This is a genomic window from Bremerella sp. JC817 (genome assembly GCF_040718835.1).
In the GTDB taxonomy this organism is placed as follows: Bacteria; Planctomycetota; Planctomycetia; order Pirellulales; family Pirellulaceae; genus Bremerella.
Map to the genome: position 1 here is coordinate 109,973 of NZ_JBFEFG010000253.1, position 24,288 is coordinate 134,260.

The 24,288-nt window shown below is 54.9% G+C and carries 19 protein-coding genes; 10 read left to right on the forward strand and 9 right to left on the reverse strand.

Annotated elements, in window-relative coordinates:
- The first annotated feature begins 38 nt into the window (after positions 1–38).
- Both AB1L30_RS04360 and AB1L30_RS04365 read left to right on the forward strand, forming a co-directional pair.
- Positions 39–3,053: a PSD1 and planctomycete cytochrome C domain-containing protein gene (locus AB1L30_RS04360; protein ID WP_367012182.1), complete on the forward strand. Its 3,015-nt coding sequence runs from the start codon at positions 39–41 to the stop codon at positions 3,051–3,053.
- A gap of 34 nt (positions 3,054–3,087) precedes the next feature.
- Positions 3,088–4,551, forward strand: coding sequence for a DUF1501 domain-containing protein (locus AB1L30_RS04365; RefSeq protein ID WP_367012184.1), 1,464 nt, complete (start codon positions 3,088–3,090; stop codon positions 4,549–4,551).
- Between the two features lie 174 nt (positions 4,552–4,725).
- Here AB1L30_RS04365 and AB1L30_RS04370 read toward each other — a convergent pair whose 3' ends face one another.
- The gene (locus AB1L30_RS04370; RefSeq protein ID WP_367012185.1) at positions 4,726–6,012 is read right to left on the reverse strand and encodes a hypothetical protein; all 1,287 of its coding nucleotides are present in this window, start codon (positions 6,010–6,012) and stop codon (positions 4,726–4,728) included.
- Between the two features lie 540 nt (positions 6,013–6,552).
- Between AB1L30_RS04370 and AB1L30_RS04375 the strand changes: the two genes are divergently transcribed.
- Positions 6,553–7,278, forward strand: a complete 726-nt coding sequence (locus AB1L30_RS04375; RefSeq protein WP_367012186.1) for a PHB depolymerase family esterase — start codon at positions 6,553–6,555, stop codon at positions 7,276–7,278.
- Here AB1L30_RS04375 and AB1L30_RS04380 read toward each other — a convergent pair.
- Positions 7,247–8,032, reverse strand: a complete 786-nt coding sequence (locus tag AB1L30_RS04380) for a VOC family protein (protein WP_367012187.1) — start codon at positions 8,030–8,032, stop codon at positions 7,247–7,249. The genes AB1L30_RS04375 and AB1L30_RS04380 overlap by 32 nt on opposite strands.
- A gap of 146 nt (positions 8,033–8,178) precedes the next feature.
- Here AB1L30_RS04380 and AB1L30_RS04385 point away from each other — a divergent pair, with 146 nt between their 5' ends.
- Both AB1L30_RS04385 and AB1L30_RS04390 read left to right on the forward strand, forming a co-directional pair.
- Positions 8,179–8,673 (forward strand): peptidylprolyl isomerase, encoded by a 495-nt coding sequence (locus AB1L30_RS04385; RefSeq protein ID WP_367012188.1) that lies wholly within the window; start codon positions 8,179–8,181, stop codon positions 8,671–8,673.
- A gap of 139 nt (positions 8,674–8,812) precedes the next feature.
- On the forward strand, positions 8,813–10,654 hold the full coding sequence (locus AB1L30_RS04390; protein WP_367012189.1) for a UbiD family decarboxylase: 1,842 nt from the start codon (positions 8,813–8,815) through the stop codon (positions 10,652–10,654).
- A gap of 39 nt (positions 10,655–10,693) precedes the next feature.
- Here the strand turns inward: AB1L30_RS04390 and AB1L30_RS04395 are convergent, their stop codons facing one another.
- Together AB1L30_RS04395 and AB1L30_RS04400 are read right to left on the reverse strand one after the other, a co-directional pair.
- On the reverse strand, positions 10,694–11,845 hold the full coding sequence (locus AB1L30_RS04395) for a VCBS repeat-containing protein (RefSeq protein WP_367012190.1): 1,152 nt from the start codon (positions 11,843–11,845) through the stop codon (positions 10,694–10,696).
- Positions 11,846–11,892: 47 nt separating this feature from the next.
- Complete coding sequence (locus AB1L30_RS04400; RefSeq protein ID WP_367012191.1) at positions 11,893–12,156, reverse strand: MoaD/ThiS family protein; 264 nt, start codon at positions 12,154–12,156, stop codon at positions 11,893–11,895.
- Between the two features lie 130 nt (positions 12,157–12,286).
- On the opposite strand from AB1L30_RS04400, the gene AB1L30_RS04405 reads away from it, so the two are divergent.
- From AB1L30_RS04405 to AB1L30_RS04415, 3 genes are all read left to right on the forward strand, one after another.
- Complete coding sequence (locus tag AB1L30_RS04405) at positions 12,287–13,696, forward strand: HAMP domain-containing sensor histidine kinase (protein ID WP_367012193.1); 1,410 nt, start codon at positions 12,287–12,289, stop codon at positions 13,694–13,696.
- Positions 13,697–13,706: 10 nt separating this feature from the next.
- Entirely contained in the window at positions 13,707–15,125 is a 1,419-nt protein-coding gene (locus AB1L30_RS04410) for a sigma-54 dependent transcriptional regulator (protein ID WP_367012194.1), read from the forward strand.
- 104 nt (positions 15,126–15,229) lie between these two features.
- Positions 15,230–17,872, forward strand: coding sequence for a M1 family aminopeptidase (locus tag AB1L30_RS04415; protein ID WP_367012195.1), 2,643 nt, complete (start codon positions 15,230–15,232; stop codon positions 17,870–17,872).
- A 107-nt stretch (positions 17,873–17,979) separates the two neighbouring features.
- Here the strand turns inward: AB1L30_RS04415 and AB1L30_RS04420 are convergent, their stop codons facing one another.
- The 5 genes from AB1L30_RS04420 to AB1L30_RS04440 form a co-directional block, all read right to left on the reverse strand.
- On the reverse strand, positions 17,980–19,200 hold the full coding sequence (locus tag AB1L30_RS04420; RefSeq protein ID WP_367012196.1) for a glycosyltransferase: 1,221 nt from the start codon (positions 19,198–19,200) through the stop codon (positions 17,980–17,982).
- A 72-nt stretch (positions 19,201–19,272) separates the two neighbouring features.
- Entirely contained in the window at positions 19,273–20,484 is a 1,212-nt protein-coding gene (locus AB1L30_RS04425) for a hypothetical protein (RefSeq protein ID WP_367012197.1), read from the reverse strand.
- Between the two features lie 31 nt (positions 20,485–20,515).
- Positions 20,516–21,367: an FkbM family methyltransferase gene (locus AB1L30_RS04430; protein WP_367012199.1), complete on the reverse strand. Its 852-nt coding sequence runs from the start codon at positions 21,365–21,367 to the stop codon at positions 20,516–20,518.
- Positions 21,368–21,510: 143 nt separating this feature from the next.
- On the reverse strand, positions 21,511–22,272 hold the full coding sequence (locus AB1L30_RS04435; RefSeq protein ID WP_367012292.1) for a glycosyltransferase family 2 protein: 762 nt from the start codon (positions 22,270–22,272) through the stop codon (positions 21,511–21,513).
- 53 nt (positions 22,273–22,325) lie between these two features.
- Positions 22,326–22,646 (reverse strand): hypothetical protein, encoded by a 321-nt coding sequence (locus tag AB1L30_RS04440; protein ID WP_367012201.1) that lies wholly within the window; start codon positions 22,644–22,646, stop codon positions 22,326–22,328.
- A 261-nt stretch (positions 22,647–22,907) separates the two neighbouring features.
- Here AB1L30_RS04440 and AB1L30_RS04445 point away from each other — a divergent pair, with 261 nt between their 5' ends.
- Together AB1L30_RS04445 and AB1L30_RS04450 are read left to right on the forward strand one after the other, a co-directional pair.
- Positions 22,908–23,579, forward strand: a complete 672-nt coding sequence (locus AB1L30_RS04445) for a hypothetical protein (RefSeq protein WP_367012203.1) — start codon at positions 22,908–22,910, stop codon at positions 23,577–23,579.
- Positions 23,580–23,582: 3 nt separating this feature from the next.
- A complete protein-coding gene (locus tag AB1L30_RS04450) occupies positions 23,583–24,230 on the forward strand; it encodes an HAD family phosphatase (RefSeq protein WP_367012204.1) in 648 nt (215 codons plus the stop codon).
- Positions 24,231–24,288: the final 58 nt, after the last annotated feature.

Here is a 24,288-nt window from a genome sequence, read left to right on the forward strand (position 1 = left end):
TCAGCGTTTGCTTGGTAACCTTGGCCGGTTCGGCCCAGATGGCCAACGCCGAAGGTACCGACGAGATTGACTTCAACCGCGATATCCGTCCGCTGCTGTCTGATCGATGCTACGCCTGCCATGGCCCTGACGAAAATCACCGGGCTGGGGGGATTCGTTTCGATCAGGCCGAAAGTGCCTACGGCGAAGCGGACTCTGGTGAGATCGCCATCGTGCCTGGCAAGCCAGACGAGAGCGAACTGATCGCTCGAATTGTCAGTCAGGACGAATCAATCCAGATGCCTCCACCAGACTCGAACAAGAAGTTGAGTCCGGAGGAGATCGAGACCTTGCGACGTTGGATCGCTCAGGGAGCCAAATACCAGTCGCACTGGTCGTTTGAAGTTCCCCATAAAAGCGATCCACCACAAACCACGCTCGCCGGCTGGGATCAAACCGAGATCGATCGTTTTCTGGCGGCTCGTCTCGAAAAAGAGAAGCTGACTCCATCGGCCGAAGCGGACAAGCGAACGTTGATTCGCCGCGTGACCTTCACGCTGACCGGCATGCCACCCACGATCGAAGAGGTCGATGCCTTCCTGGCCGATGAATCGCCTGATGCCTACGAGAAAGTGGTCGACCGTCTCTTGGCGTCGCCCAAGTATGGCGAACACATGGCTCGGCATTGGCTCGATGCGGCCCGCTTCGCCGATACGCACGGCTTGCACCTGGACAACTTCCGCGAGATGTGGATGTACCGTGACTGGGTCATTCAGGCCTTGAACGACAACAAGCCTTACGACGTCTTTCTGACCGAGCAGTTGGCAGGCGATCTGTTGCCCAATCCATCGTGGGAACAGAAGGTGGCCTCTGGCTTCAATCGTTGCAACGTGACGACCAACGAAGGTGGTTCGATCACGGAAGAAGTCAAAATGCGAAACGTCAACGATCGCGTGGTTACCACCGGCACCGTCTTCATGGGGCTGACCATGGACTGCACGCGTTGCCACGACCATAAGTACGACCCGCTGAAGCAAAAAGACTTTTACGCGATGTACGCGTTCTTCAACAGCATCGACGGCAGCCCGATGGATGGCAACGTGAAAGATCACGCTCCGTCCATCTACTCGAAAGAGGCGGTCGAGCAGATCGCATCGTTCGATCAGCAAATCAAAGCGAAGAAAGAAGAAACTCAAGCGACCCTCGCCAAGATCGAATACCAGGACCCAGGTCCCGGCGTCGACAATCCGGAAGTCAAAGCGGAAGAAGTGGTCTGGATCGAAGATGCTCCGCCGGAAGGTGGCGTGGTCAGTGGCAACTACAACTGGGTTGCCGCACCGGAGCCTGTCTTCAGTGGCGAGAAGTCTGCCAAGCGAACTTCGACCGGCAACGATCAGGTCTTCTTCACCGGGGCGAAGACTCCTTTGACGATCTTCAAAGGGGACGTGATGTTCGGTTACGTCTACCTCGATCCGAAGAACCCGCCGCGTGAAATCATGTTCCAGTGGAACGACGGCGACTGGGATCAACGGGCCTATTGGGGCGAAGACCTCATCCCTTACGGCAACAACGGTTCGACCAAGCATCGCCTCGGAGATCTACCGGAAGCGGGCAAATGGGTTCGTCTCGAGATCCCGATCGACAAGGTCAAACTGAAGGAAGGTGCCAAGATCAACGGATGGGCATTCACGCAGTTTGACGGGACCGTGTATTGGGACAAGGCAGGCGTCGTGACGAAGTACGGCAAGTCGCCGCAGTTCAAGTCGATGGTGGCCTGGACCGAATACGCCGCGAAGAATCTCGATACGGTCATTCCTGAAAACAAGCAGGTTACCGAAATCCTGAAGAAGGCAGCTGATCAACGCAACGAAGAAGAGGCTAAGAAACTGCAGCGATACTTCCTCGAGTTTGTCTGTGCTGACACGCAGGAAACCTTCGACAAGCTACGTGCCGATCTGAAGTCGCTGGCCGACCAGCGCAGCAGCGTGGTTAAGGATTCCCCCACGACATTGATCTACAAGGAAGCGGCCAAGCCGGTAAAGGCCTTCATCCTGGAACGTGGCGAGTACGATCAAATAGGGGAAGAAGTGACTCGCGATGTCCCATCGTTCCTGCCGCCGATGACCGAAGAGATGCCACGCGATCGTTTGGGCCTGGCCATGTGGCTGTTGGCTCCGAACCATCCGCTGACCGCCCGCGTTGCGGTGAATCGTTACTGGCAGCATGTTTTCGGAACGGGCCTGGTGAAGACGTCGGAAGACTTCGGTTCCCAAGGAAGTGTCCCCAGCCATCCGCAACTGCTGGATAACCTGGCGGTCGAGTTCCGCGAGAATGGTTGGGACATCAAGCGATTGATGAAACGGATGGTGATGACGGCCGCCTATCGCCAATCGTCCGATGTCTCGCCTGAGATGGCCAAGCGTGATCCTGAGAATCGTCTGCTGGCTCGCGGACCTCGCTTCCGTCTGGATGCCGAGTCGCTCCGAGATCAAGCTTTGGCTGTGAGCGGACTGCTAGTGGAAACCATCGGCGGTCCGTCGGTGAAGCCTCCCCAGCCCGATGGGCTTTGGAAGGCAGTCGGTTACTCTGGCAGTAACACCGTGCAGTTCAAGGCGGACGAAGGTCACGAGAAGATCCATCGCCGAACGCTCTACACGTTCATCAAGCGAACCGCGTTGGCTCCGCAGCTTAGTACGTTCGACGCGCCCAATCGCGAGTCATGTACCGTCCGTCGCGAACGAACTAATACGCCGCTTCAAGCATTGCTGCTGCTGAACGATCCACAGTACGTCGAAGCGGCTGTCGCTTTGGCAGGCCGGACGATGGACACCGGCGGTGCCGATCCAGTCTCGAAGATTGACTATCTGATTTCGCTCTGCCTGCTCGATCCCGAGAACCAGGTTCTGCGAAAAGAACTCGAATCGCTCTACTTCGATAGCTTGACCTACTTCCAGGAAAACCCGGAAGCCGCGAGCAAGCTGGTTGGTAAAGACGAGAACCCGGCCGAACTGGCTGCCTGGGCGATTGTCTGCAACACGATTTTGAACCTCGATGAAGTAGTTACGCTGCGTTAATCGCAGGGCCCCAGAACATTCAAAGGACCAAGTGATGGATCCTCGCCAAGAATATTTTCGTGCGATCACGCGTCGGCACTTCTTTCAGCAAGGAGCACTCGGGCTCGGCGCCGCGGCGTTGGCTTCGATGACCGGCGATTCGGCTGAAGCTGCCAAGTTGCCCAGTTCTGGCATTGGCGGTCTGCCAACGTTGCCACATTTCGCCCCGAAAGCGAAACGGGCGATCTACTTGTTCATGGCGGGCGCTCCGTGCCAGATGGACTTGTTTGACTACAAGCCGCAAATGAACGAGTGGTACGACAAGGACTTGCCCGAATCGGTTCGTCAGGGACAACGTCTCACCACGATGACCTCTGGCCAGTCGCGGTTCCCGATCGCACCTTCGAAGTTCAAGTTTTCGCCCCACGGCGAGAACGGCACGATGGTCAGCGAATTGTTGCCATACCACGCCAAGATGGTCGACGACATCGCGATCGTGAAGTCGGTCCATACCGAAGCGATCAATCACGATCCGGCCATCACCTACATCTGCACCGGCAATCAGTTGCCTGGTCGTCCGAGCCTTGGCTCGTGGCTGAGCTATGGGTTGGGTTCGATGAACGCCAATCTGCCAACTTTCGTGGTGATGACTCCCAACTGGAGTGGTCGCCAGCAAGCTCAGGCACTTTACAACCGCCTTTGGGGAGCAGGATTTCTGCCCTCGAAGCATTCCGCGGTTACCCTTCGCAAGTCGGGTGATCCGATCTTGTTCCTTTCCAACCCGGAAGGGATCGATGGTTCGCTCCGTCGGCGAATGCTCGACAGTGTTTCTCGCATCAACGAAGAAACGTATCGATTGTCGGGAGACCCGGAAACGCAGTCGCGTATCGCGCAGTACGAAATGGCTTTCCGAATGCAGTCTTCGGTGCCAGAACTGGTCGATCTGCGTCATGAATCACAAGCCACGCTCGACATGTATGGCCCCGATGTCTCGAAACCAGGCACCTTCGCGGCAAGCTGTTTGTTAGCTCGCCGAATGGTTGAGCGGGATGTGCGGTTTGTGCAGATCTTTCACCGTGGTTGGGATCAGCATGGCAACGTTGCTGGCGACTTGCCGGCCCAGGCCAAAGATGTCGACCAGGGAGCATGGGCTTTAATCCAAGACCTGAAAATGCGTGGCATGCTGGACGACACGCTGGTGGTCTGGGGGGGCGAGTTCGGGCGTACGATCTATAGCCAAGGTGGCTTGTCGAAGCAGAACTATGGTCGCGACCATCATCCTCGCTGCTTTACGGTTTGGATGGCTGGTGGCGGTATCAAGCCAGGTCTTGTGCATGGCGAGACCGACGATTTCAGCTACAACATCGTGAAAGATCCGGTTCATATTTCGGATATGAACGCGACCATCTTGCATTGCCTGGGAATCGATCATCGCAAGCTTTCGATTCCATTCCAGGGGCTCGATGTCCGTCTCACCGGGGTCGAAGAGCGACACCCGGTCAAAGAACTTCTGATTTAGCCTTCGATCGATGGATCCGACTTCGATCGAAGCCGCCGACGATATTTCCTGTTTGGGATCTCGCTCGCCAGAAGAGGAGAGCCACGGTTTGCCACGGGGGGCAAGCGAATCCCAAAGTTTTAGCCACGGTTCGTCGGCGGCAAGGGCAATGAGGGGGCGATTTCCATCGCCGAACTACTTGGTAGCCCGGCTGATGTAAGCAGGAATCTGCAGGTCTTCCTTGGAAGGCTTGATCATGGCACGAGCACGATCTTTGGCACTAACCAGGGTTCCCGATTCCTGCGGCGAGGTCAGCGAGCGGAACTGCGAGGCCAACTGCTGCACTGCCGGTTGCATCAGCACGATTTCAGCCAGTTGCGAGCGAAGGTCCGCCGAGCTTCCCAGGACTGCGACCAGCGTTTCGTTCAAACCTTTGACCAGGTCGACGTTTTCTACCAGGGCGGGGACGCACTGGTCGAGGCGGGCAACCTGTTCTTCGATTTGATCGATCTTCTGCAGATTGTTCTGAGCAGTCGCGATCTTTTCTTCCTGCGAGTTCAAGTAGTCAACCAACCAGGCCATTTCGTCCAGATTCTTCGAGGCGGTGGTGGATTGCTGGTGAACGTCCAGGATACGCGAGTTCAAGCTGATCGCGTCGTAAGACAACTGCGTTGCCGAATCGAGCGTGTCGGCCAGCTTTTGAACCTGCAGATCCATCGACTTCTGGTCTTCCAGCAAGGCTTGGACATTGCCCAGAACAACGTTGGATTCTTCCGTGTTCACGGCCAGTTGCTGCACGCGGTCCTGGTGCTTGGCAAGCATGTCGAGAGCACGACGCGTTTCGTCCGTTTGCGAAGCCAGATCGCAGAGGCTGCTCTGCAACTTCCAATGCGAATCGACCGTGGCGGTCAGTTCTGGCATGAGGCACTGCTGGTTGATCAACTGCTGCTGGACAAGTTCGATCGAAGCCAGCGATTCCTGGGCTTTGTAGACCTGTGGACCACTCTTTTCCAGGCGAGCTGCCAGGGTTTCCAGTTCGTCCACACGCTGCTGGGCGGCGGCCAGCTTCATGTTGGCGTAGTCGAGGTTCGACTGCAGGGTGGCCAGCTTTTCGGCCGTTTGTTCTGCTGATCCAAGCTTCGTGGCGAGCACGCCGATTTCGGTGTGCAGGTCATTCGAGCGTTGGATCGTTTGACCCGACTTGTAGAGCATGCCGCTCTGCGATTCGAGTTGTGCCAGAAGCGAATTGGTTCGCTGGGTGGCGTCGCGGAATCCAGTCAGTTGGTCGAGCGGGTGGTGTGTTGCTTTGACATCCCGTTGAACCGCGGCCAGTTGTTTGACCAGATCTTGTTGCAGCCAGTACTGGGTGAAGGCGACACCCAGAGCGATTCCAAGTACGAGACAGAAACCGCCAATGATGCCCGGGTTGTGCGTGGCCCAACCGAGATCGGCATCGTCTGAGTAATGATCGTTAATCGGCATATGAAACTCCTCCGTGTTTTGATTGGCAACGTCCGTGCTCCTCGTGAGCACTTATCTTATCGAAAAGGACGCCTCGTTCGGAAAAGTCATCCCCTACCAATTCCCAAAGGTTTACTAGCACCCCGCACCCATCACCCAAATAACCGACACAGCCTGACCGTTATGTTAAGGTGATACAAATCTCTTTACCGAGCCGTAAAACTCGCGGTTTTCGCTCAAGTAGCGATCTCCCCCGGGCATGCTAAAAGGCTCTCATCGTTAAGCTTTTTCAAACGGTTGAACCCGTTTCGAGGGGAAGTTGGGGCGACTTATGAAGTTGCGGTGATTGTGAAAAAATGTTTAGTATTTTGTAAGTAGTGTTTGTGTCTCTAGTCACTTTTCATGCAGCGATCAGCCTCGTTTCAGCCATTCAAGGGGCTGACGCATCGCGATTGACCAATTCGTGGTCATGCTTATTCGTTCGAGGTAGGCTGACAGGTATAATCGGCCAACTTTCTATCGATACGATGTGTTCAATCGGTATTCTCGTTACGGCTACGCATGGGCAAGACCATTCTCCTGCTGATCATCACCGCCGCGGTCGTTGGTTGTCAGTTTGACTCACCACCGCAATTGCCGACGCAGACTTTAACTGTCGACGACGAGGTGCGACGTTTTCAATTGAGGGTGCCTTTGGACACGTCCAGGGGGCTGCCGCTGGTGATTGCCTGGCATGGGATCGGTGATTCCGCCGATTCGTTCATGCAGTATTCGCAGTGGGATCGGCTCGCGGTGAAGGAAGGCTTTGTGTTGGCCGTGCCTGATTCCGGAGGAAAGATGTGGCAGATCCCGGCTACGGACGATGATGCCGAGGCGACGTCTCGCGATATAAAGTTTTTCGATCATCTGGTGAATGATGTTGCCCGTAAGGTGCCGGTCGACCGCGATCGTATCTATGTCATGGGAATGTCGCAGGGAGCGATCTTTGTCTATGCCTTGGCAAAGCAGCGACCAGACGAGATTGCGGCGGCGGTGGTGCACTCCGCGAGTGTGCCGCGTGGAATGAAACTCGATGCGACGATGCCGCCGCTGTTCATGATTGCCGGGACGGAAGATCTCGTTTGCGAAGCGATGCGAGAGGATGCCGAGTCACTCGCGGCGTCTGGGGTACACTGTCAGATGACCGAAGTGCCAGGGATCGGGCATCAATGGTCGACGCAGCACAATGACGCGATGTGGACCTACTTAAAGTCGTTCAAGCGAACTGTTCCGGCTGAACAAGAATGACTGTTCTTCCGTCCGGATCGCGAACGATTGCCTGACGGCCCCATTCCATCGATTCCGGTTGCCGGACAATATCGGTTCCGCTCGCGGTCAGCCCAGCAAGCAGATTGTCGACTTCGACCACGTTGAATCCAATGCTCGTCGTCGGCTTTTCAACGGTCCCTTCTGTTCGGGGATAGATCTCGAAGACAAACTGTTCGACCGTGGTTGACCAATGCAAGGGACCAGAGCCGTGACGTTCTTCTTGAAACGTAAGCCCCAGTTGTTCATAAAATGCGACAAGTCGACTTGGCTCGCTGGTGCGAATGACCAACAAGTTTGGGCGAGAGGCGAGATAGGACGCGTCCGGAAAGGTCATCGCGACTTCCGACAACAGGCCAGGCGAAAGATCGTGTGGGCCGCTCGCGGTGACTTGCTGGACGGCAGACTCGAGGGAGATCTTATTGACCTGGGCGAGAGCTGCCGCCGTAATGATTGGCGAACGACTCATGCCGCCGCTACAAGCAACCACGGTAGGGCGTTCGTCTTGGATCAGTTCGACGAGCGAGAGCACCGAACAATTGAGAACCGCCCGCTCGTTTCCGCTTCCATCGAGTAGTGGAAAGCGGGCATACAAGATGTCTCGCGGAAAGGCGATGGGAGGCTCTTCCATCGCCAGGTCGATGATTGCCGTGACCCCTTCTGCCAGCACGCTTCGGATGTCGCGGACTTGACGGGCATTGGCAATCCAGAGCTTTCCGGGAAGGATGTTACGCATGACAGGGGCCTTTGCTAGTAATCCTACGGTTTCTCCCTCGACTTTCCTATGAGCCGAGATTGAGCCCAACCCCCTCGCGCAGTATGCTGAGGACATCGCGCCCCATTGATTCGTAGGGCCTTCATGGCATTGCCTGGGATAATTCGATGAAAGTTGCCAAGAATACGGTTGTTTCCATTGCTTACACGCTGAAAGACGCGGAAGGTAACGTCCTCGACGCTGCCGATGCCTCCGAGCCTTTGGCCTATCTGCATGGTATCGGAAACTTGATTCCCGGCATGGAAAAGGCTCTGGATAATCGCGATTCTGGCGAAAGCTTCGAGGTCGTCATTCCTCCGGAAGAAGGCTATGGCGCCTTCGACGACGACCTGGTCTGGGAACTGGACAAAGACCAGTTCGGTGAACTTGGCGAAGTGGAAGTCGGCACTCAGTTTGTTCTGGAAACCGAGGATGATCAGGTCCTGGTGACCGTGGTCGAAATCCGTGACGAAGTCGTGATTGTCGACGGAAATCACGAACTCGCCGACGAGACACTTTTCTTCGAGATCACCGTCCTCGAAGTTCGCGATGCCACTCCGGAAGAGCTCGACCATGGCCATGCTCACGGTCCCGGTAGCGCTCACGATCACGACCACGGTTAATCCGTCGGTCTGCTCCAGACGGCTAAGGTCGGTTGCGACCGGCCTGGGTTCGCGGTAACTTCCTTGGTTTCCGATTGATATTCAATCTGCGGAATTCCCTGCGCTGCCGGGAGTTCCCGCTGTGATGGATCCCAAGACGATGGGTTATCGAACTCTCAAAGCATGCGTGGACGACTTGAAACGGCATGGTCACCTGGTGGTGGTCGATGCGCCAGTCGATGCGCGACTCGAAATTGCCGAGATTCAGCGTCGTATCTATGCCAATGGTGGCCCAGCGGTTCTGTTCACGAACGTCCAGCGATGCAAGTTTCCGATGCTTGGCAACTTGTTCGGTTCGATCGAACGGGCTCGGTTCATCTTTCGCGATACGCTCGAAACGGTTCGTCGGCTGATCGAATTGAAGATCGATCCGAATCAACTGTTCAAGTCGCCTTTTCGCTATGCCAGGGCTCCGCTGGGGGCCCTGTCGATGCTGCCGAAAAAGGTTCGCGGTGGGGCGATCTTTCAAAATGAAATCCCGCTGAGTGAGTTACCGCAGTTGGTTTCGTGGCCGGACGATGGCGGCCCGTACGTAACCTTGCCGCAGGTCTACACCGAAGATCCACGCAGCGGCGGGCTCGCGCACTCGAACCTTGGGATGTACCGCGTTCAGTTGGCGGGTAATCAGTTCAATCCCTTTGGCGAAGTTGGCCTGCACTATCAGATCCATCGCGGGATCGGGGTGCATCATGCCGCCGCGATTGCCAAGGGAGAACCGCTGCGAGTGAACATCTTTGTCGGTGGCACGCCATCGATGACCTTGTCGGCCGTGATGCCGCTGCCGGAAGGTTTGTCGGAACTTGGTTTCGCAGGCGCCTTGGCCGGACATCGAATTCAGATGGCAACGTCGCGTTCAGATCTGCCAATCTACGCCGAAGCCGACTTCTGCATTCAAGGGACTATCCACGCTGGCGAAGAAAAGCCGGAAGGCCCGTTTGGCGATCACCTGGGTTATTACAGTTTGAAGCATCCTTTCCCGACGATGCGTGTCGAGAAGGTCTATCATCGCAACGGAGCGATCTGGCCATTCACCGTCGTTGGGCGACCTCCACAGGAAGACACGACGTTCGGTGAACTGATTCACGAGATCACCGGACCGGTCATTCCCACCGTGCTGCCAGGCGTGAAAGAAGTGCACGCGGTCGATGTTGCCGGGGTGCATCCGCTGCTGCTTGCGATCGGTAGCGAACGCTACGTACCGTACGAAGAACGACGACGTCCCAAAGAGTTGATGACCCAGGCCTCGGCGATTCTTGGACAAGGTCAGATGTCGCTGGCCAAGTATCTGTGGATCTCTGCCGAACAGGACGCTCCGGATCTGAATCTGCACGAGATCGCACCGTTCCTGCTGCACATGCTGCGACGCGTGAACTGGCGCCGCGATATTCATTTCCTCACCGAGACCACCATCGATACGCTCGATTATTCGAGTGGTGAGTTCAATCATGGATCGAAGGCGATCATCGCTGCGGTGGGGCCACCGATTCGAGAGCTATCGACCGAACTGCCGTTGGGATTGAATCTGCCCGATGGTTTCCATACGCCGAAGGTGGCGATGCCGGGCGTGTTAGCGGTTTGCGGACCGAAATATACGGCGGCGCATCAAGAGGTGGAGCCAGCCATCGAACGTTTCGCCGGAGCGTTTTCCAGCAGCGATCCGATCAACCAGTTTCCGCTGATCCTGGTGGTCGACGACAGCGACTTCGCCGCGAAGTCGCTCGATAACTTGCTGTGGGTGACGTTTACCCGCAGCAATCCGGCTGCCGATGTGCATGGGATCGGCAGTTCGACGCGTCAGAAGCATTGGGGCTGCGAGGGTTCGCTGATCATCGATGCCCGGCTGAAGCCTTGGAATGCACCGCCACTGATCGAAGATCCAGCGGTCACCGCAAAAATCGATGCGATGGCAGCCGCAGGGGGCCCGTTGGCCAAGTTCCTGTAATCAGGCCCCCCAAGAGCAATTGCCCGTGCGAGTTTCGCACTAGTCCTTCAACGGATTGTACAAGATCTGCGTACCATCCTTGCCTGCGACGACGATATCGATGTCGCCATCGCCGTCGATATCCGCGGTGCGAATTTGCAGGCCGATGCCGACTTCGCCTCGGTTGACGAAGTGGCGGGTGAAGTTGCCTTCGCCATCCCACTTGTAGTAGCTGACCACGGGCGGTTCTTTGCCACCAGGATCGTTGCCGTTGTGGGCACGAACGCGTTTGCCGGTGATCAGTTCCTCTTTGCCGTCACCATCCAAGTCGGCCAGATGGAGGCAGTGTGCCTGGCTAAAGGTGTCGTCGATCATCTTCTGTTCGAAGGCGAGCTTGCCATCTTTGTCGACGCCTTGTCCGAGCCAAACCCACAGGCCGAAACCATGCGCCTTGCTGGCGATGATGTCGTTCTTGCCGTCGCCGTTGACGTCGGTCACCAGCATTGGGCAAGGAAGGCCTTCATTCCAATCGGCGTGGAAAGTCCACTCGCCGGAGAATGGTCCTTGCTCAGGCCCTTCGTACCAACCTTGCCCCACCAGGATATCGATGCGGCCGTCATTGTTAATGTCGCCCACGCCGATGCCATGGCCGTTCTGACCACCGATCTTGAACGAGACCAGTTTCGGTTCGCCCTTCTCGGTTTTGTCGAAGCGACAAGCGAGCAGTGGGTTCGATGGATTCCATTGGTTCGTGATCCACTCGGCGACACCATCACCATCCAGGTCGGCCATGATGGTTGCTTCGTTGGTGGTCAGCTTGGTGTCGATCAGGTTGTGTTCTTTCCAGAGGTAACCTTGCGTCAGGCCAGGGTTGCCGGGGTTCTCGAACCAATTGACTTTGCCCTGGAAGAAGTCGCCCGCGACAACGTCCACTTTGCCATCGCCGTTGACGTCCATAGCGAAGTCGCCGTTGGAATGAACGTACCCGTTGGCATCTTCAATCAGGCGAACCGGACGAGGAAGCCAATCGCCGTTGCGGTACCAGTTACGACCCGCGACGACGTCGAGCTTGCCGTCGCCATCGAAGTCAGCCACATCGCACCCTTCGTTCGCATCGACGCCGAGAACTTGAACGCGGAAGTTTTCCGGCGGGCCTGCCATCGCCAGGCAGGGGAGAGCACAAAGAAGGGTTAGCGAGAAAAGGGATCGCATGGTCAGTTTTCCTGAAGGTGGGAAATGGTGAGGGGTGGTGGCCAGGTCTATCCTCCGCCAATTGCGGGAAGGAAATGGACTTCGTTTTCCGAGGTGAGTGGCGTGCGGAGGTTGCGGGAGGTGAGGATGCCATCGACCGAGATTTGAATCGAGGGTCGGACGGCATCTCCCTGGCACAAACGAGTATGAATTCCCGGAAACCGCCGATCAAGCTGGTCGACCAGCTCTCGCAGGGAAGGGGCGTCGATTTCGACGCGACTTTGCTGGTCGGTCAAATCGCGCCATTGAGCCGGAATGAAAACCGTTGCCATCGGCGGCACCAAGGGGAATGGAACGACGGAAATTCAACTACGAACTATAATAAAGGGTTTGGGGCCCTGGTTTTAGCATCTAGGGCAAGTTTTCAGCAATCTTCCTGCTTCCCTGCTGGTGAAAGCCACGATGCGTTGGCCGTTGATTTATCAGGTAACCTTGCCGCTGGCGTTCTGGACGCTGGTTACCGTCTTCGCGCTTTCGCTGCTGAATCTGTGGTATGCCCAGGTCGAAACGGGAGAAGAAGTGGAGGCCCGGCTGGTCGCCATCAGCCAGCAACTGGCGGACGTTCGTTTTCCCCTCTCACAACCGGTGCTGGAGCAAATCCAAGGGCTGACCGGAACCGAATTGGCCGTAACCGACAGCCAGGGGAAGTTGCTTCGCTCGACCACCAAAGTGTCTCCTGAAGAATTGCCGCTGCTGGTCACCAAAGAAAAGCCAGGCGTCGTCGACCTTTCGGAAGTGATCGAGATCGACGGCCAATCGTACTTCCACAGCACGACTCGCTCGCGCTTTACAGGCAGTGGCGAGGTGACGGTCCACCTTCTGTTCCCCAAACGAAATTACGATCGCCGTGTCGCCCAGTCGTTCTGGCCGCTGATGCTTTTGGGGCTGGTCGCGGTCGGGCCGATGCTGCTGGTCGCGTCGTTTCTGGCCGCACGCATTACACGCCCGATCGCTCGTTTGCAAAAGCAGGTCGGGCGAATCGCCGAAGGGGACTTTGTCGAGGTGCCACCAGGGAACACGAAAGACGAGCTCCGCGACCTTTCGCTCGCGATCAATCAGATGTCGCAGCAACTGCAGAGCTACGAGACCAAGGTCCGCACAATGGAACGGGCCCAGGTATTAGGGCAAATTGGTGCCGGGTTCTCGCATCAGATACGCAATGCCATGACCGGCGGACAAATGGCGTTGGGGCTGCATCGCCTCGACTGCAATATTCCCAACTGCGAAAGCCTGGAGGTCGCTCAGCGGCAGATGGCGATGGTCGAGCATATGGTTCAGTCGATGCTTCGGCTGGGTCGCAAGCAGCAGATCGAACGCAAGTCGATCAATGTGCCGCAGTTGATCGAGAACACGGTTTCGATGGTCGCCCCGCAGGCCCAGCATCATAGCCTGACGATTCGGCAATCGATCACGTTGCCCAGCGACGCGACGATTCCTGGCGACTTTGTGCTGCTGCAGACCTGCCTGATGAACCTGCTGCTCAACGGCATCGAAGCGATGCTGGCCGCCCATGCGATTCGCGTTGGGGAAGGGCAGGGAGGCGGCGATCCGGGCGGACTGGATATTGAAGCGGCTCCCCATGAACGGGAAAATTGGATTACAATTCGAATATGCGACGAGGGAATGGGCCCGTCTCCGAATATCGCCGAACAACTGTTCGAGCCGCTGGTCACCACCAAACAGGAAGGGACCGGCCTTGGCTTGCCAGTCGTTCGGGAGATCGTCGAGCTGCACGGGGGAACGATAGAGTGGTACCGAGTCGACGAGAAAACGTGTTTTCAAATCACCCTTCCTCGTGCCGAATCGAAATAGCGGTCCCTCTATGGCGAATATCCACGTAATTGACGACGAATCAAGCGTCTGCTGGGCAATTGAAAAGCTTGGTACCAAGCTCGGCCACGAAGTGCGAGTCGCTTCGACCGCTGAGCAAGGACTCGACCTGCTCCAAGAATCTCGCCCTGACCTGATGTTTCTCGATGTCCGCCTGCCGGGGATGTCGGGGCTGGAAGCGCTTCCGAAGGTCAAGTCGATTGTCCCTGACACGCCCGTGGTTCTGATCACCGCGTTCGGCGATCTGGAAGTTGCCGTTGAAGCAGTTCGCCAAGGAACGTTCGACTACCTGGTCAAACCGTTCTCGGTCGAAGATATCCAAACGGTCATCGATCGGGCACTGACTCAGCAATCGGAAATTACCGAGGTTCGCCCGGCAAGCGTCTCGGCCGATCTCGTCGGTACATCTTCGTCGATGCAAGAGGTATTCAAACGAGTTGCCCTCGCAGCCAGTAGTGTCGCCCCGATCTTGATTCAGGGGGAAAGCGGAACGGGCAAGGAACTTGTTGCTCAGGCCATCCATCGTTATGGCCCTCGTCACGAACGTCCCTTTGTCGCCGTGAACATTGCTTCGCTCGCACCTTCGCTAATCGAGAGCGAACTGTTCGGCCACGTGCGCGGAGCGTTCACTAATGCGATTCAAGACAAACGCGGCTTCCTGCAATTGGCCAACGGCGGAACGTTGTTTCTGGACGAGGTCGCCGAGATTCCGTTGCCGACCCAGGCCAAGCTGCTACGAGCCCTCGAACAGCGAGAAGTGGTTCCCGTTGGTGGCGCGGTCGGCGAAAAGACCGACTTCCGCATCGTCTGTGCGTCGCATCAAGACTTATCGGAATGCGTCAAACAAGGAACGTTTCGCCATGACTTGCTGTTCCGACTGAATACGTTTCGTATCGATCTGCCACCACTGCGTGACCGCCGCGAAGACGTTCCGCCATTGGTGCATCATTTCCTCAATTTGCTTGAGAAAGAGTATGGCAAGCCGCTTCGGATTTCGGCGGCTGCAATGGAAGAACTGCAGGGGCGACCATGGTATGGGAACGTTCGCGAACTGCGGAACGCAATCGAGCATGCTCACATTCTGGCGCGAAGCGGCGTCATTGAAGTCGAGCATCTGCCTGCGGCGGTGTCGAAGGCCTGGTTCGATCGGAGCGACGACGAAGGGAGCATCGAAGAGAATCTGGCTCGCGAGATCGGAGCATGGACCCGGAACCGGCTATCGGTGGGGGATTCGGAGAATTTGTGGGCACGTTTCCAGGCTTTGGCCGAGAAAGAGATGCTGCAAGAGTTGCTCCAACAGTGTGATGGACAATATTTAGCAATTGCAAGAGTTTTGGGTATCCATCGAACTACCGTAAAAAAGAAGTGCGAGCAGTACGGACTCCTTTCCCCTGACCAGAAAGATGATTAGGCTGGACTTGTCCATCTACGAAAAAGCGCACTAAATCGACGGGCCTGCGGTAGTAAGACGCATGCTTGTAGCGCTTCCGCACTAATCCTCTAAGTCGATTCGATATGAAATCTATTTTCCGCGCTCTTATTGTGGCGGCCGTGATTCTGGCGGCGCCGATGGTTCAGTCGATTGCTTTGGCTGAAGAAGCTTTTTGTACTTGTCGCTATTGCGAGTCGGCCGCCGCGCGAGTTGCGTTTGGGGTCGACCTTGGGAACGACGGGCCGCATTACGCCCCGATTCGTGAAGTGGATATTGAGCATATCAAGCTGGACATCACGCCTGATTTCAAGAAGCGAACCGTCGGTGGAACGACGACCATTCGATTTGTTCCCCTGCGTAAGCCGCTGGAAAGCTTGAAGCTCGACGCAGTCGAACTGACGATCAACAAGGTCGAAGGTTCTTCGCCGGTTGCCGATTTTGAAAGCACCACCTCCGACCTGACGATCGCCTTTGAAAAGCCGATTCCGGTGGGTCAGGAAGCGTGGGTTAGCATCGAACATCATTGCGAACCGAAAGGTGGTTTCTACTTTCGAACGGCTGAACTGGGCTACCCCGAAGAAGACACCCACTGCTGGACCCAAGGTGAGTCGCACTATGCCCGGCAGTGGTTCCCTTGCTTCGACTACCCGAACGAAAAGTCGACGACCGAAGTCATCTGCCACGTTCCTTTAGAAATGACAGTCGTCTCGAACGGTCGCCTGCTGGGGGATAGCGTCAATCCCGACACCAAGCTGAAGTCGGTCCACTGGCTGCAAGACAAGCCGCACGTGAACTATTTGATCTGCGTCGTCGCAGGCTACTTTGACAAGCTGGAAGACAAGGCAGGCGACATTGCCCTCGGTTATTACAGCCAGCCAACGCTGTCGAAGTACGCGGCCAATTCGTTCCAGGATACGGCTTCGATCATGAAGTTTTATCAGGAAGAGATTGGCGTTCCTTACCCTTGGCACAAGTACGATCAGGCCACCATCCGCGACTTCCTGGCCGGTGGGATGGAAAACACAACCATCACCACGCTGACGCACAACACGATCTTTTCGTCGGCTACGGAAAACATCCGTTCGTCGCGCGGTCTCGACGCTCACGAACTGGCCCACCAGTGGTTCGGTGACTATGTGACCTGTGAAGACTGGAGCCATCTTTGGCTAAACGAAGGTTTTGCAACCTATTACACGCACCTTTACGAAGGCTCAAAGTTTGGCCGCGATGCCACGCTGTACGGCTTGTACAAAGACGCCAAGAACCGAGTTCTATCGAGTGGTGTCCGGGACCATCGTCCGATTGTCTGGAAGCGTTATTCGAACGCAGGTGACCAGTTCGACTTCCGAGCTTATCCGAAAGGGAGCTGGGTTCTGCATATGCTGCGAAGCCAACTCGGCGACGACATGTTTCGTCAGGCGATCCAGGCTTACCTGGCACGCCATGGTTTAACCACCGTGACCACGCCTGAGCTTCAGGCCGCCATCGAAGAAACCAGTGGTCGAACGTTCGATCGATTCTTCGATCAATGGGTTTATCATGGTCGCCACCCAGATGTGAAGATTCGCTATCGCTTCGATCCGAAGCTATCGCTGGCCAAGATCACGCTCGAGCAGACCCACAAGGTCGAAGACGACGTGATGATGTTCCACTTCCCAGCGACGTTCGCTTTCCTTTGCGATGGCGAAGTCGTCCTGCACACCGAAGACATTACCGGTCCGAAGAGCGAGTTCTACGTTTCGCTTCCATCGAAGCCGACCATGGTGCAGTTCGACCCTGAGTACACCCTGCTGGCGACTGTCGACTTCGAGAAGCCAGAAGAGTTGTGGTTGGCGGAACTCGAAAACTCGAAGCGTGCCATCGGTCGTATCTTTGCGATCGAAGCCTTGGCCAAGAAGAAGACGAACAAAGGAATCGAAGCGATCGCCAAGGCGTTGGAATCGGATCCGTTCTACGGCGTGCGTGTCGAGGCCGCCCAGGCCCTTGGCAAGATCGGTAACGAGGACGCTCGCCAGGCACTGCAGCAGGTTCCCGCTCAGGAGGACGCACGCGTTCGCCTGGAGGTGGTGAAGAGCCTGGTGCGTGGCTATCAGCCGGAAATGGTCGATCAGTTGATTGCCGGTGCCCAGAAGGAAAAGAATCCAGCCATCGAATCGGCCTGGATTGCTGGCATGGCGAAGTACTCGGACCCGGCTGTTGGTCAGTATTTGCGAGCCGCGTTAAAGAAGGAATCGTTCCGCAACGAAATCGCTGAATCGGCGGTGGAAGCGATGATTGCCAGCGGTTCGCCGGAGTACGTCGCCGACATCACCGCAGAGCTGAAGTCGAATTCTGACAACTACACCAACCGCGGTGTCGTAAAGTTGCTCTCAGGCCTGGCTCTGTTGAGCGACGACGAAGAACAAAGCCGCAAGACGATGGACGTCGTCACGCCGTTCGTCAACGATCCACGCACCGACATCCAAAAGGCCGCGATCATCGCCCTGGGGCAACTCGGCGTGAAGGAAGCCAAGCCCATCCTGCAGTCGTTTGCCGAAACGTCGAATGACGAAGAACTCTCGAAAGCAGCGGAAGGAGCCATCACGGCCCTCGACAAAGATCGCAACCTGAAACCAGCCGAGATCGTCGAACTCCGCAAGCAACTCAAAGAACTCGAAAAGTCGAGCGAGTCGCTAGAAGAGAAAGTCAAAGACCTGCAAAAGCAACTGGAAGCCACCGGAAGCTAAAGCAAGACGGACGATTATTCAAGAAGTAGAAAAGGTCCTGGTCCCACGAATGTGAGACCAGGACCTTTCTTTGTTTTAGCTTAGACTGCCGATGCAATCGAGCGCTTTTAGGCAGCAGCCAGTTGAATCGCGGCACTTGTGTTAATCTTGGGATTATGATCCCCCAGGGCAGCGCATAAAGTCTTGAGTACGTGAACTGTGCTGAATGCGTCCACGGTCCACCGCTGAAGGCTTTGGTGATCAAATGGCTCATCGATCATTGCCTCCAGAATCTTGCCATTCTCAGCGACATCGTCCGCCAGGAATTCGGCGCCTGGGCCGGTGAGATCGCACATCGGTCGCTTATCACGAACCATGACCCGACAACCGTGTGCCTGGGCTTCGAGAATCGGCAGACCTAGTCCTTCGTCAAAGGAAGGGAAGAGCAATGCCTTTGATTCCCGGAACAGTTGATGGGTAATGGCCGAAGATGCGTTCGGATACCAGACGACGGACTCAACCTGCAGGTCTTCAAAGAACTCGTACACATCTTTCGGTGCGCAGCGAACGCCGCCATAAATGACGAGCTTTTCGATTTTGGATTTGGCTTGGTTGAGGATCGCAGGCATGACTTTCAATCCCTTTCGAAGATCGAAAGGCGAAGCCAGAATCACTTGGGCATCACGCTTATTTTCCGCGACAGGTATCCGGTGATAAGACGATGGTAGCAGCGGCGGAAGGCCGGTGACACGTCCTTCTGGGATTCTAAAAGTCTCTTGGAATGAAGAGGCGACTTGTTCGCTGATTGTCAGGATCGCGTCGCAGTGATCGCGATAGTAAACAAAGCCCTGGCAATGACGGGCGGCAAAGTCGTATGGCTTCTCTTCTCGGGCGAAAACATAGGTGTTCGGTACCATGTCGTAGACGATACCGACGAGTTGTTTCATGGGAAGGCGGTGCGTAAATTCGACGAGCCATGGTGTCGTGATAATTCCCAGGTCGTAGTTCTCCACCTGCAGGTCTGGGCCAATGTGTGACTTATAGAACGTGGCCGCACCGTGGGCACCGCTTTGATGGTCGGTAGCATCGAACTGAGTTAGGATCTTCTGAGGTGTTCCTGAAAAGGATAGATCCTCGGCGGATGTGTTTCCCCATAGTTGGTTGGGATTTTGCGGCGTCAGGCGATACCAGTTGAGGGCACCTGTTGGCGAACGGTAGTAGGATACGAAATCAACATGGGAATTTGTTGAAAGAAGCCGCGCCAACGAATAGATATAATTGCGAACACCGACGTGGTGATACATGAACAACGGCTCGCAGATTAATGCAATTCGGTTCTTCATTTTCATCTACGCCTATTCCATTCGTTTAACATGATGCTCGCCCGAATGTCCGGGCCTTTCAATCGCACTTGGTCGGAGCTATGCGGAACGCTTCTTCAGCTTCCGCAGGTAAGGGCGAAGTCGTCGTTCAATCTTCCGGCCCGAGTCCTTGAGGATGTTCTTGAACGAGATAATCGCCTTGGAGGGTGCTTTGGGGAAGGGGACGAATGTCTTGGTGTATTCTGGTGTGATACCCAAAGTCGTGGCTCGCGAGAAGCAATTCATTCGAGGTGGGAGGCTATGCAAACGGAACGTGTAGGACAGCTCCATATCTTCTGCTTGATTCCAAAGTAGCATGTCGTTGAAGCGGACCGCTCGTAAGGTTTCGGTCTTCGCAATCAGAAAGCCACCATTTAGAAATTGGTTGGGATGAATTTGGTTGTAGTCTTCACAAACCAACGGGACCTGCCAGGTGAGTTCTGGTCCAATCATCCCGACGTAGGCTGGAAAATGACTGCCACATTCATATTGCTGCAAGACAGCGAGGAAATCGAAGTCATAACCATATCGATCAAAACCGTCGAAGAAACCTTCGTCAAGGACGTACCTATCGTGGATAATTAGTAGGTTGGCACCAGTAGCGATTTCCGCGAGATCGTTCTTCTTGCGAGAGATTTCCGCGAGTTTGTCTCTATAAGGCCGACCATTCGCGGGGCCCGAGTGGTAACGTACCTGGTACTTCTCGTACGCTTCATTTTCCGGCCCACAGACAATGATCTCGTGCGAGAAATTTGGATCGGCGCTGCGGACGCTTTCAAGAAAGCGGACGACGTTCTCAACACGGGTTCCTTGCGTAATGATCGCCAGCGACCAGTCTGTTCTTCGGTATTGATCCAGGTTCAAACGCTTGACGGCGAACACCGTCGTGAAAACACCATTGTGTTGTGATTCGGATTCAATGGATATTTCAGTGTTATATCGCCGACCAAGGAAATGTTTGAGGCGGATGACAGTGAAGTGTTCGCTCTGCGAGTATCGAACGACCAGTTTCCCTTCTTCGCCAATGAGTCGTAGCAACTCGTCAAATAGAAGTTCGTATTGATTCCCCACGAGAGTGGCAGGGTCCAGTTCATAGCACCAGACAACGTCGTAACGGTGGTGATGTCCCGGCGTCAATCGGAAATTAATACTATCGGTGATGTTTGCCGTCGCGAAGTCAAACGGTGGATGCTGACCGACCCAGAAATGGTTCTGGTTGTTCTTGACCAGGTCTAGCAGTTGTTCTTCGAGGTGCGGGGGTTGGAGTTGCATGATCGCTCCACGCGTAAACAAATTGGGGGGTCTAGAGCTGAGCCAAGTAATCAGTGTGGACTAGCAGGCAGTCCAACTCGGTAAGCCGGCCAATTGGACGTTCTTGGAAGATTCGCTTGTGCTCGCGATAGAACGGATTGATGTCGTAAACGACAAAACCGTAGCCTTTAAGTTGGTTCAGCAACTCCAACAGGTCTGCCGACCCTTCGTACTTTGCTTCGGTAACAAGTTCGATAAGGATCGTCTTTACTCTTCCACTCTGAAGCAGCTTATCTGCACCAGCAAGCACCTTGTCTTCGAATCCTTGGACGTCAATCTTCAACGCGACCTGTGGAAACACTTCCGTCGCAGGGGTTTCTGCGAGAAAGTCATCAATGCGGATGACTTCCACATCATGCAGATGGAACGTCTTGTCGTCGAACCACTCGCCGAGGTAGTGGTAGCCTTCCTCAAAAGGCAAGAGCGAGCTGAGGCCATCGCATTGAGGATAGACCCGAAGCGACAATTGACCAGGTGCATCGCCTACTGCTTTGGGAATTACAGTCAGGTCGTCAAATACACTTTGACGGGCTTGAAGGTTTGCGGTCATTGCCGGATTGGGCTCGAAGGCGATAACGTGCAAGTTCTTTTGGAAATTGGCGATTCGATCGAGGAACCATCCATCATGCGCTCCGATGTCCAACAGCAGGAACTCCTGATGGTTGACTATCGTCGTTAGCATATTTTTGATGATGGCGTCTTGAGCAGCATTGATCTGGCGAATGCCCAAGTACGCCTCTCGGTTCACATCCTTCTCGGCCAGACGTAAAACGACCTGCAGGAGCTCTCGGAAATCTTCGAGCGAAAGTGAGTCTGAGCGTTCTAACTGGCGAAGGGTTCGCATGAAGTGCTCTGAGTTACCAGAGCTTGCGGAACGTCGTAAGATTGAGAACACGTTACACTCCGGGAGCAGGGTCGTAAGAGGAGAAGGGATAAAGTGCGTCTGGATATGAAGTTCCAGACGCACTATTTTTGTTCCCGAAAGTATTATGCAGCGGCAGTTCGTGATGGTTTGGTTACTGCAGCAAGGGCTTTTTCGCAGGCATCGTTCTTAAGAAACTTCTTCAAGTCTTCAGGAGTGCCAAGTCCGTGCATGCCATTGCCTACGGTACCAATGTTGAACGGGACGATTTTCTTTCCCTGCTCAATCATGATGTTGTAAGCCGGGGCCAGATAAAACTCGTTGTTGACTCGCAAGTCGCGAACGATCATCTCTTCCGCAGCGGCAACGAAATCTCGACCGTGTTGGAAGTTGTAGATCCCGACGGTAGCTTCATTCGAGATAACTTGTTTCTCGGCGACTTCGAGAATTGCACCTTCTTTGTTCATGCGAACAAAAGACCACTTGGGATCGTCGGCGCTCATCGTCATGATCAGCCCATCCGCATTAGACTCGGATAAGGCATCAAGGTAAGCGTTCACGTCCAGATCAACCCATTGATCACTATTGACGACCATCAAGGAATCGTCAGAGTCAATCAGACCCTTCGCGAGCAGGACGGTGCAAGCGGCCCCCTGGGTGACACCTTCGACAGGGACGATTTCACAATTGGGATCAATGCTTCGCAGGATCTGCTCGGTCGGATATTGCTCCAAGTGGTCTTGCAGGCAGAGAAACACAAATCGATGCGGGCGATTCGGGCGAAGATTGCTCATTGCAAGCTGGATCATCGGGACGCCGCGTACATCGATCAGTGGTTTCGGGAGCTTGAAACCCTCTTTCGCAAAACGGCTCCCTCGGCCCGCCATGGGAACGACAATATTTAACACTTGCGATTCCTTTCGCGTTGTGACTGATTTATTTAATCAAGGTATTTGTCGCCGGGTACGCTTGGGCGTTTTACGACAACGGTGATTGTTGGCTCGAGAGCCTCGAACGCAGTGGACTCCCCTGGTTCGAGTTGAACGATAGTTCCCGCTTCAATGACTTGATCACACATCACGACCTTCCCAGAGGCAATCACCGTGATTTCTTCAGCGATCTTATGATGGTGTTTGGGTTCTTTGTCGCCAGCCGCATAGGTCTTGATGGCCACTTCTAGTTCTTTGGTAGGCAAGATCGTTGGATTGAAGTCCCCGACGATCCAACCCCCCTTCATATCTTCTAGACGATGCGTCTGCATGTTTTGTGCAGTCCTGTGCGACTCAATTTAAATTGATGTGCGAGGAGCCGATTAAACCAGTAATGCCTGGTTTTCCAAAGCACAATCCGCGTGCGGAATTCCGCAAATAAATCGATTTGATTTTCGATCGCAGCAAAATACTTCAATTGGCCTCGTCAGCCAACGGCAATTCGGGCCGACGGTTGATTTATCGCAATTTCGACATTGAGAGAAATTGCCGACTTTGATACCTATGGGCACGAACCTGTGCAAAGTTTGACCGTGAGCAAGAATGTCATGGCTTTTATCGAGTTGCTCGCCCATCGTGGGCTTTGGGAGCAATTGGAAGAACGTAATCAGCCGAAAGCCCTAGAAGCCGCACTTCGGGCGGGGTTTGGGGTAGAGACCGATATACGTGATTTCCAGGGAACGTTGGTCATCAGCCACGACATGCCGAATGGGGAAGAACAGACTTTCGAGCAGTTCCTCGCCCAGTACCAGGCTCTCGGATGTAAATCCACACTGGCTTTGAATATCAAGGCCGATGGAATGGCAAAGCAGATTCAAGCCTTGCTTGAACAATTCCAGGTAACGAATTACTTCTGCTTTGACATGGCAATTCCCGACTTGCTGGCATATTGGCAAAGTGGCATGACCTACTTCGCTCGTCGCAGTGAGTACGAACCATTAACACCGATTACTGATATCGCACCTGGTATTTGGCTGGATGCGTTTCAAGGGCAGTGGTTTTCGGTTGACGACATTTGGGAGCATTTGAAACGAGGACAGGATGTCTGCGTTGTATCTCCCGAACTTCATCGCCGAGACTATGAGACGACGTGGCATCAATTGGTGGAACTGCGAGATCGATTGAATTCGCTGGATTCAGCGACTCAAGAGGCGGCAGGTCAATTGATGTTGTGTACTGACTTTCCTCAAAAATTCCCGGTCTAGACAATGTCTATTAAAGCAATCGTTTTCGACATGGACGGCGTTCTGATTGATGCTAAAGAATGGCATTACGACGCTTTGAATCAGGCACTCGAGTTGTTCGGTTTCACAATTCCCCGAGTGGACCACGAGACTCGTTACGATGGCCTCCCGACGAAGACCAAGCTAGGCCAGCTTTCTGAGTGCACGACGCTGCCGACTGCACTACATGGTTTCATTAATCAGATGAAGCAAGTGTATACGTTGAGTTTAGCCCGTGAATTGTTGCGACCTGATCCGCAGCATGTAGAAATGCTCAGCACACTGAAGGCGAATGGTTACGTCCTAGGTGTCGCTTCGAATTCTGTGCGAACGAGCGTCGATCTGATGATGGACCTGGCTGGTCTGTCTCCGTTTCTCGATTTCACGCTCAGCAACGATGACGTCGTTTCGCCAAAGCCAGCTCCCGAGATTTATACCACGGCCATGCGGCTTGCTCGGGTGATGCCTCATGAATGTCTGGTCGTCGAAGACAATCCATTTGGCTGGAAAGCCGCTTTGGGGGCTGGTGCTCATTTGCTGAAAGTGGCAAACGTCCAAGAGGTGAGTTACGAAAATGTCATCGGCGCTGTAAATCAGGCCAACGCCGAAGTGCCACGTTCCCGGGCCGCCTAACGAATCTGAAGTTCGCCGAACCAGCAAAGTGCTAGCAGCCTTCGACCTGCTAGCAACA

What these genes read in the sequence shown, in the direction of transcription:
- AB1L30_RS04395 (WP_367012190.1), bottom strand. Translation starts at nt 11,845, where the DNA reads ATGCGATCCCTTTTCTCGCTAACCCTTCTTTGTGCTCTCCCCTGCCTG.
- AB1L30_RS04405 (WP_367012193.1), top strand. Translation starts at nt 12,287, where the DNA reads ATGCGTTGGCCGTTGATTTATCAGGTAACCTTGCCGCTGGCGTTCTGG.
- AB1L30_RS04380 (WP_367012187.1), bottom strand. Translation starts at nt 8,032, where the DNA reads ATGCGTAACATCCTTCCCGGAAAGCTCTGGATTGCCAATGCCCGTCAA.
- AB1L30_RS04385 (WP_367012188.1), top strand. Translation starts at nt 8,179, where the DNA reads ATGAAAGTTGCCAAGAATACGGTTGTTTCCATTGCTTACACGCTGAAA.
- AB1L30_RS04440 (WP_367012201.1), bottom strand. Translation starts at nt 22,646, where the DNA reads ATGCAGACGCATCGTCTAGAAGATATGAAGGGGGGTTGGATCGTCGGG.
- AB1L30_RS04390 (WP_367012189.1), top strand. Translation starts at nt 8,813, where the DNA reads ATGGGTTATCGAACTCTCAAAGCATGCGTGGACGACTTGAAACGGCAT.
- AB1L30_RS04400 (WP_367012191.1), bottom strand. Translation starts at nt 12,156, where the DNA reads ATGGCAACGGTTTTCATTCCGGCTCAATGGCGCGATTTGACCGACCAG.
- AB1L30_RS04425 (WP_367012197.1), bottom strand. Translation starts at nt 20,484, where the DNA reads ATGCAACTCCAACCCCCGCACCTCGAAGAACAACTGCTAGACCTGGTC.
- AB1L30_RS04410 (WP_367012194.1), top strand. Translation starts at nt 13,707, where the DNA reads ATGGCGAATATCCACGTAATTGACGACGAATCAAGCGTCTGCTGGGCA.
- AB1L30_RS04435 (WP_367012292.1), bottom strand. Translation starts at nt 22,272, where the DNA reads ATGGCGGGCCGAGGGAGCCGTTTTGCGAAAGAGGGTTTCAAGCTCCCG.
- AB1L30_RS04360 (WP_367012182.1), top strand. Translation starts at nt 39, where the DNA reads ATGGCCAACGCCGAAGGTACCGACGAGATTGACTTCAACCGCGATATC.
- AB1L30_RS04430 (WP_367012199.1), bottom strand. Translation starts at nt 21,367, where the DNA reads ATGCGAACCCTTCGCCAGTTAGAACGCTCAGACTCACTTTCGCTCGAA.
- AB1L30_RS04365 (WP_367012184.1), top strand. Translation starts at nt 3,088, where the DNA reads ATGGATCCTCGCCAAGAATATTTTCGTGCGATCACGCGTCGGCACTTC.
- AB1L30_RS04375 (WP_367012186.1), top strand. Translation starts at nt 6,553, where the DNA reads ATGGGCAAGACCATTCTCCTGCTGATCATCACCGCCGCGGTCGTTGGT.
- AB1L30_RS04415 (WP_367012195.1), top strand. Translation starts at nt 15,230, where the DNA reads ATGAAATCTATTTTCCGCGCTCTTATTGTGGCGGCCGTGATTCTGGCG.
- AB1L30_RS04450 (WP_367012204.1), top strand. Translation starts at nt 23,583, where the DNA reads ATGTCTATTAAAGCAATCGTTTTCGACATGGACGGCGTTCTGATTGAT.
- AB1L30_RS04370 (WP_367012185.1), bottom strand. Translation starts at nt 6,012, where the DNA reads ATGCCGATTAACGATCATTACTCAGACGATGCCGATCTCGGTTGGGCC.
- AB1L30_RS04420 (WP_367012196.1), bottom strand. Translation starts at nt 19,200, where the DNA reads ATGAAAATGAAGAACCGAATTGCATTAATCTGCGAGCCGTTGTTCATG.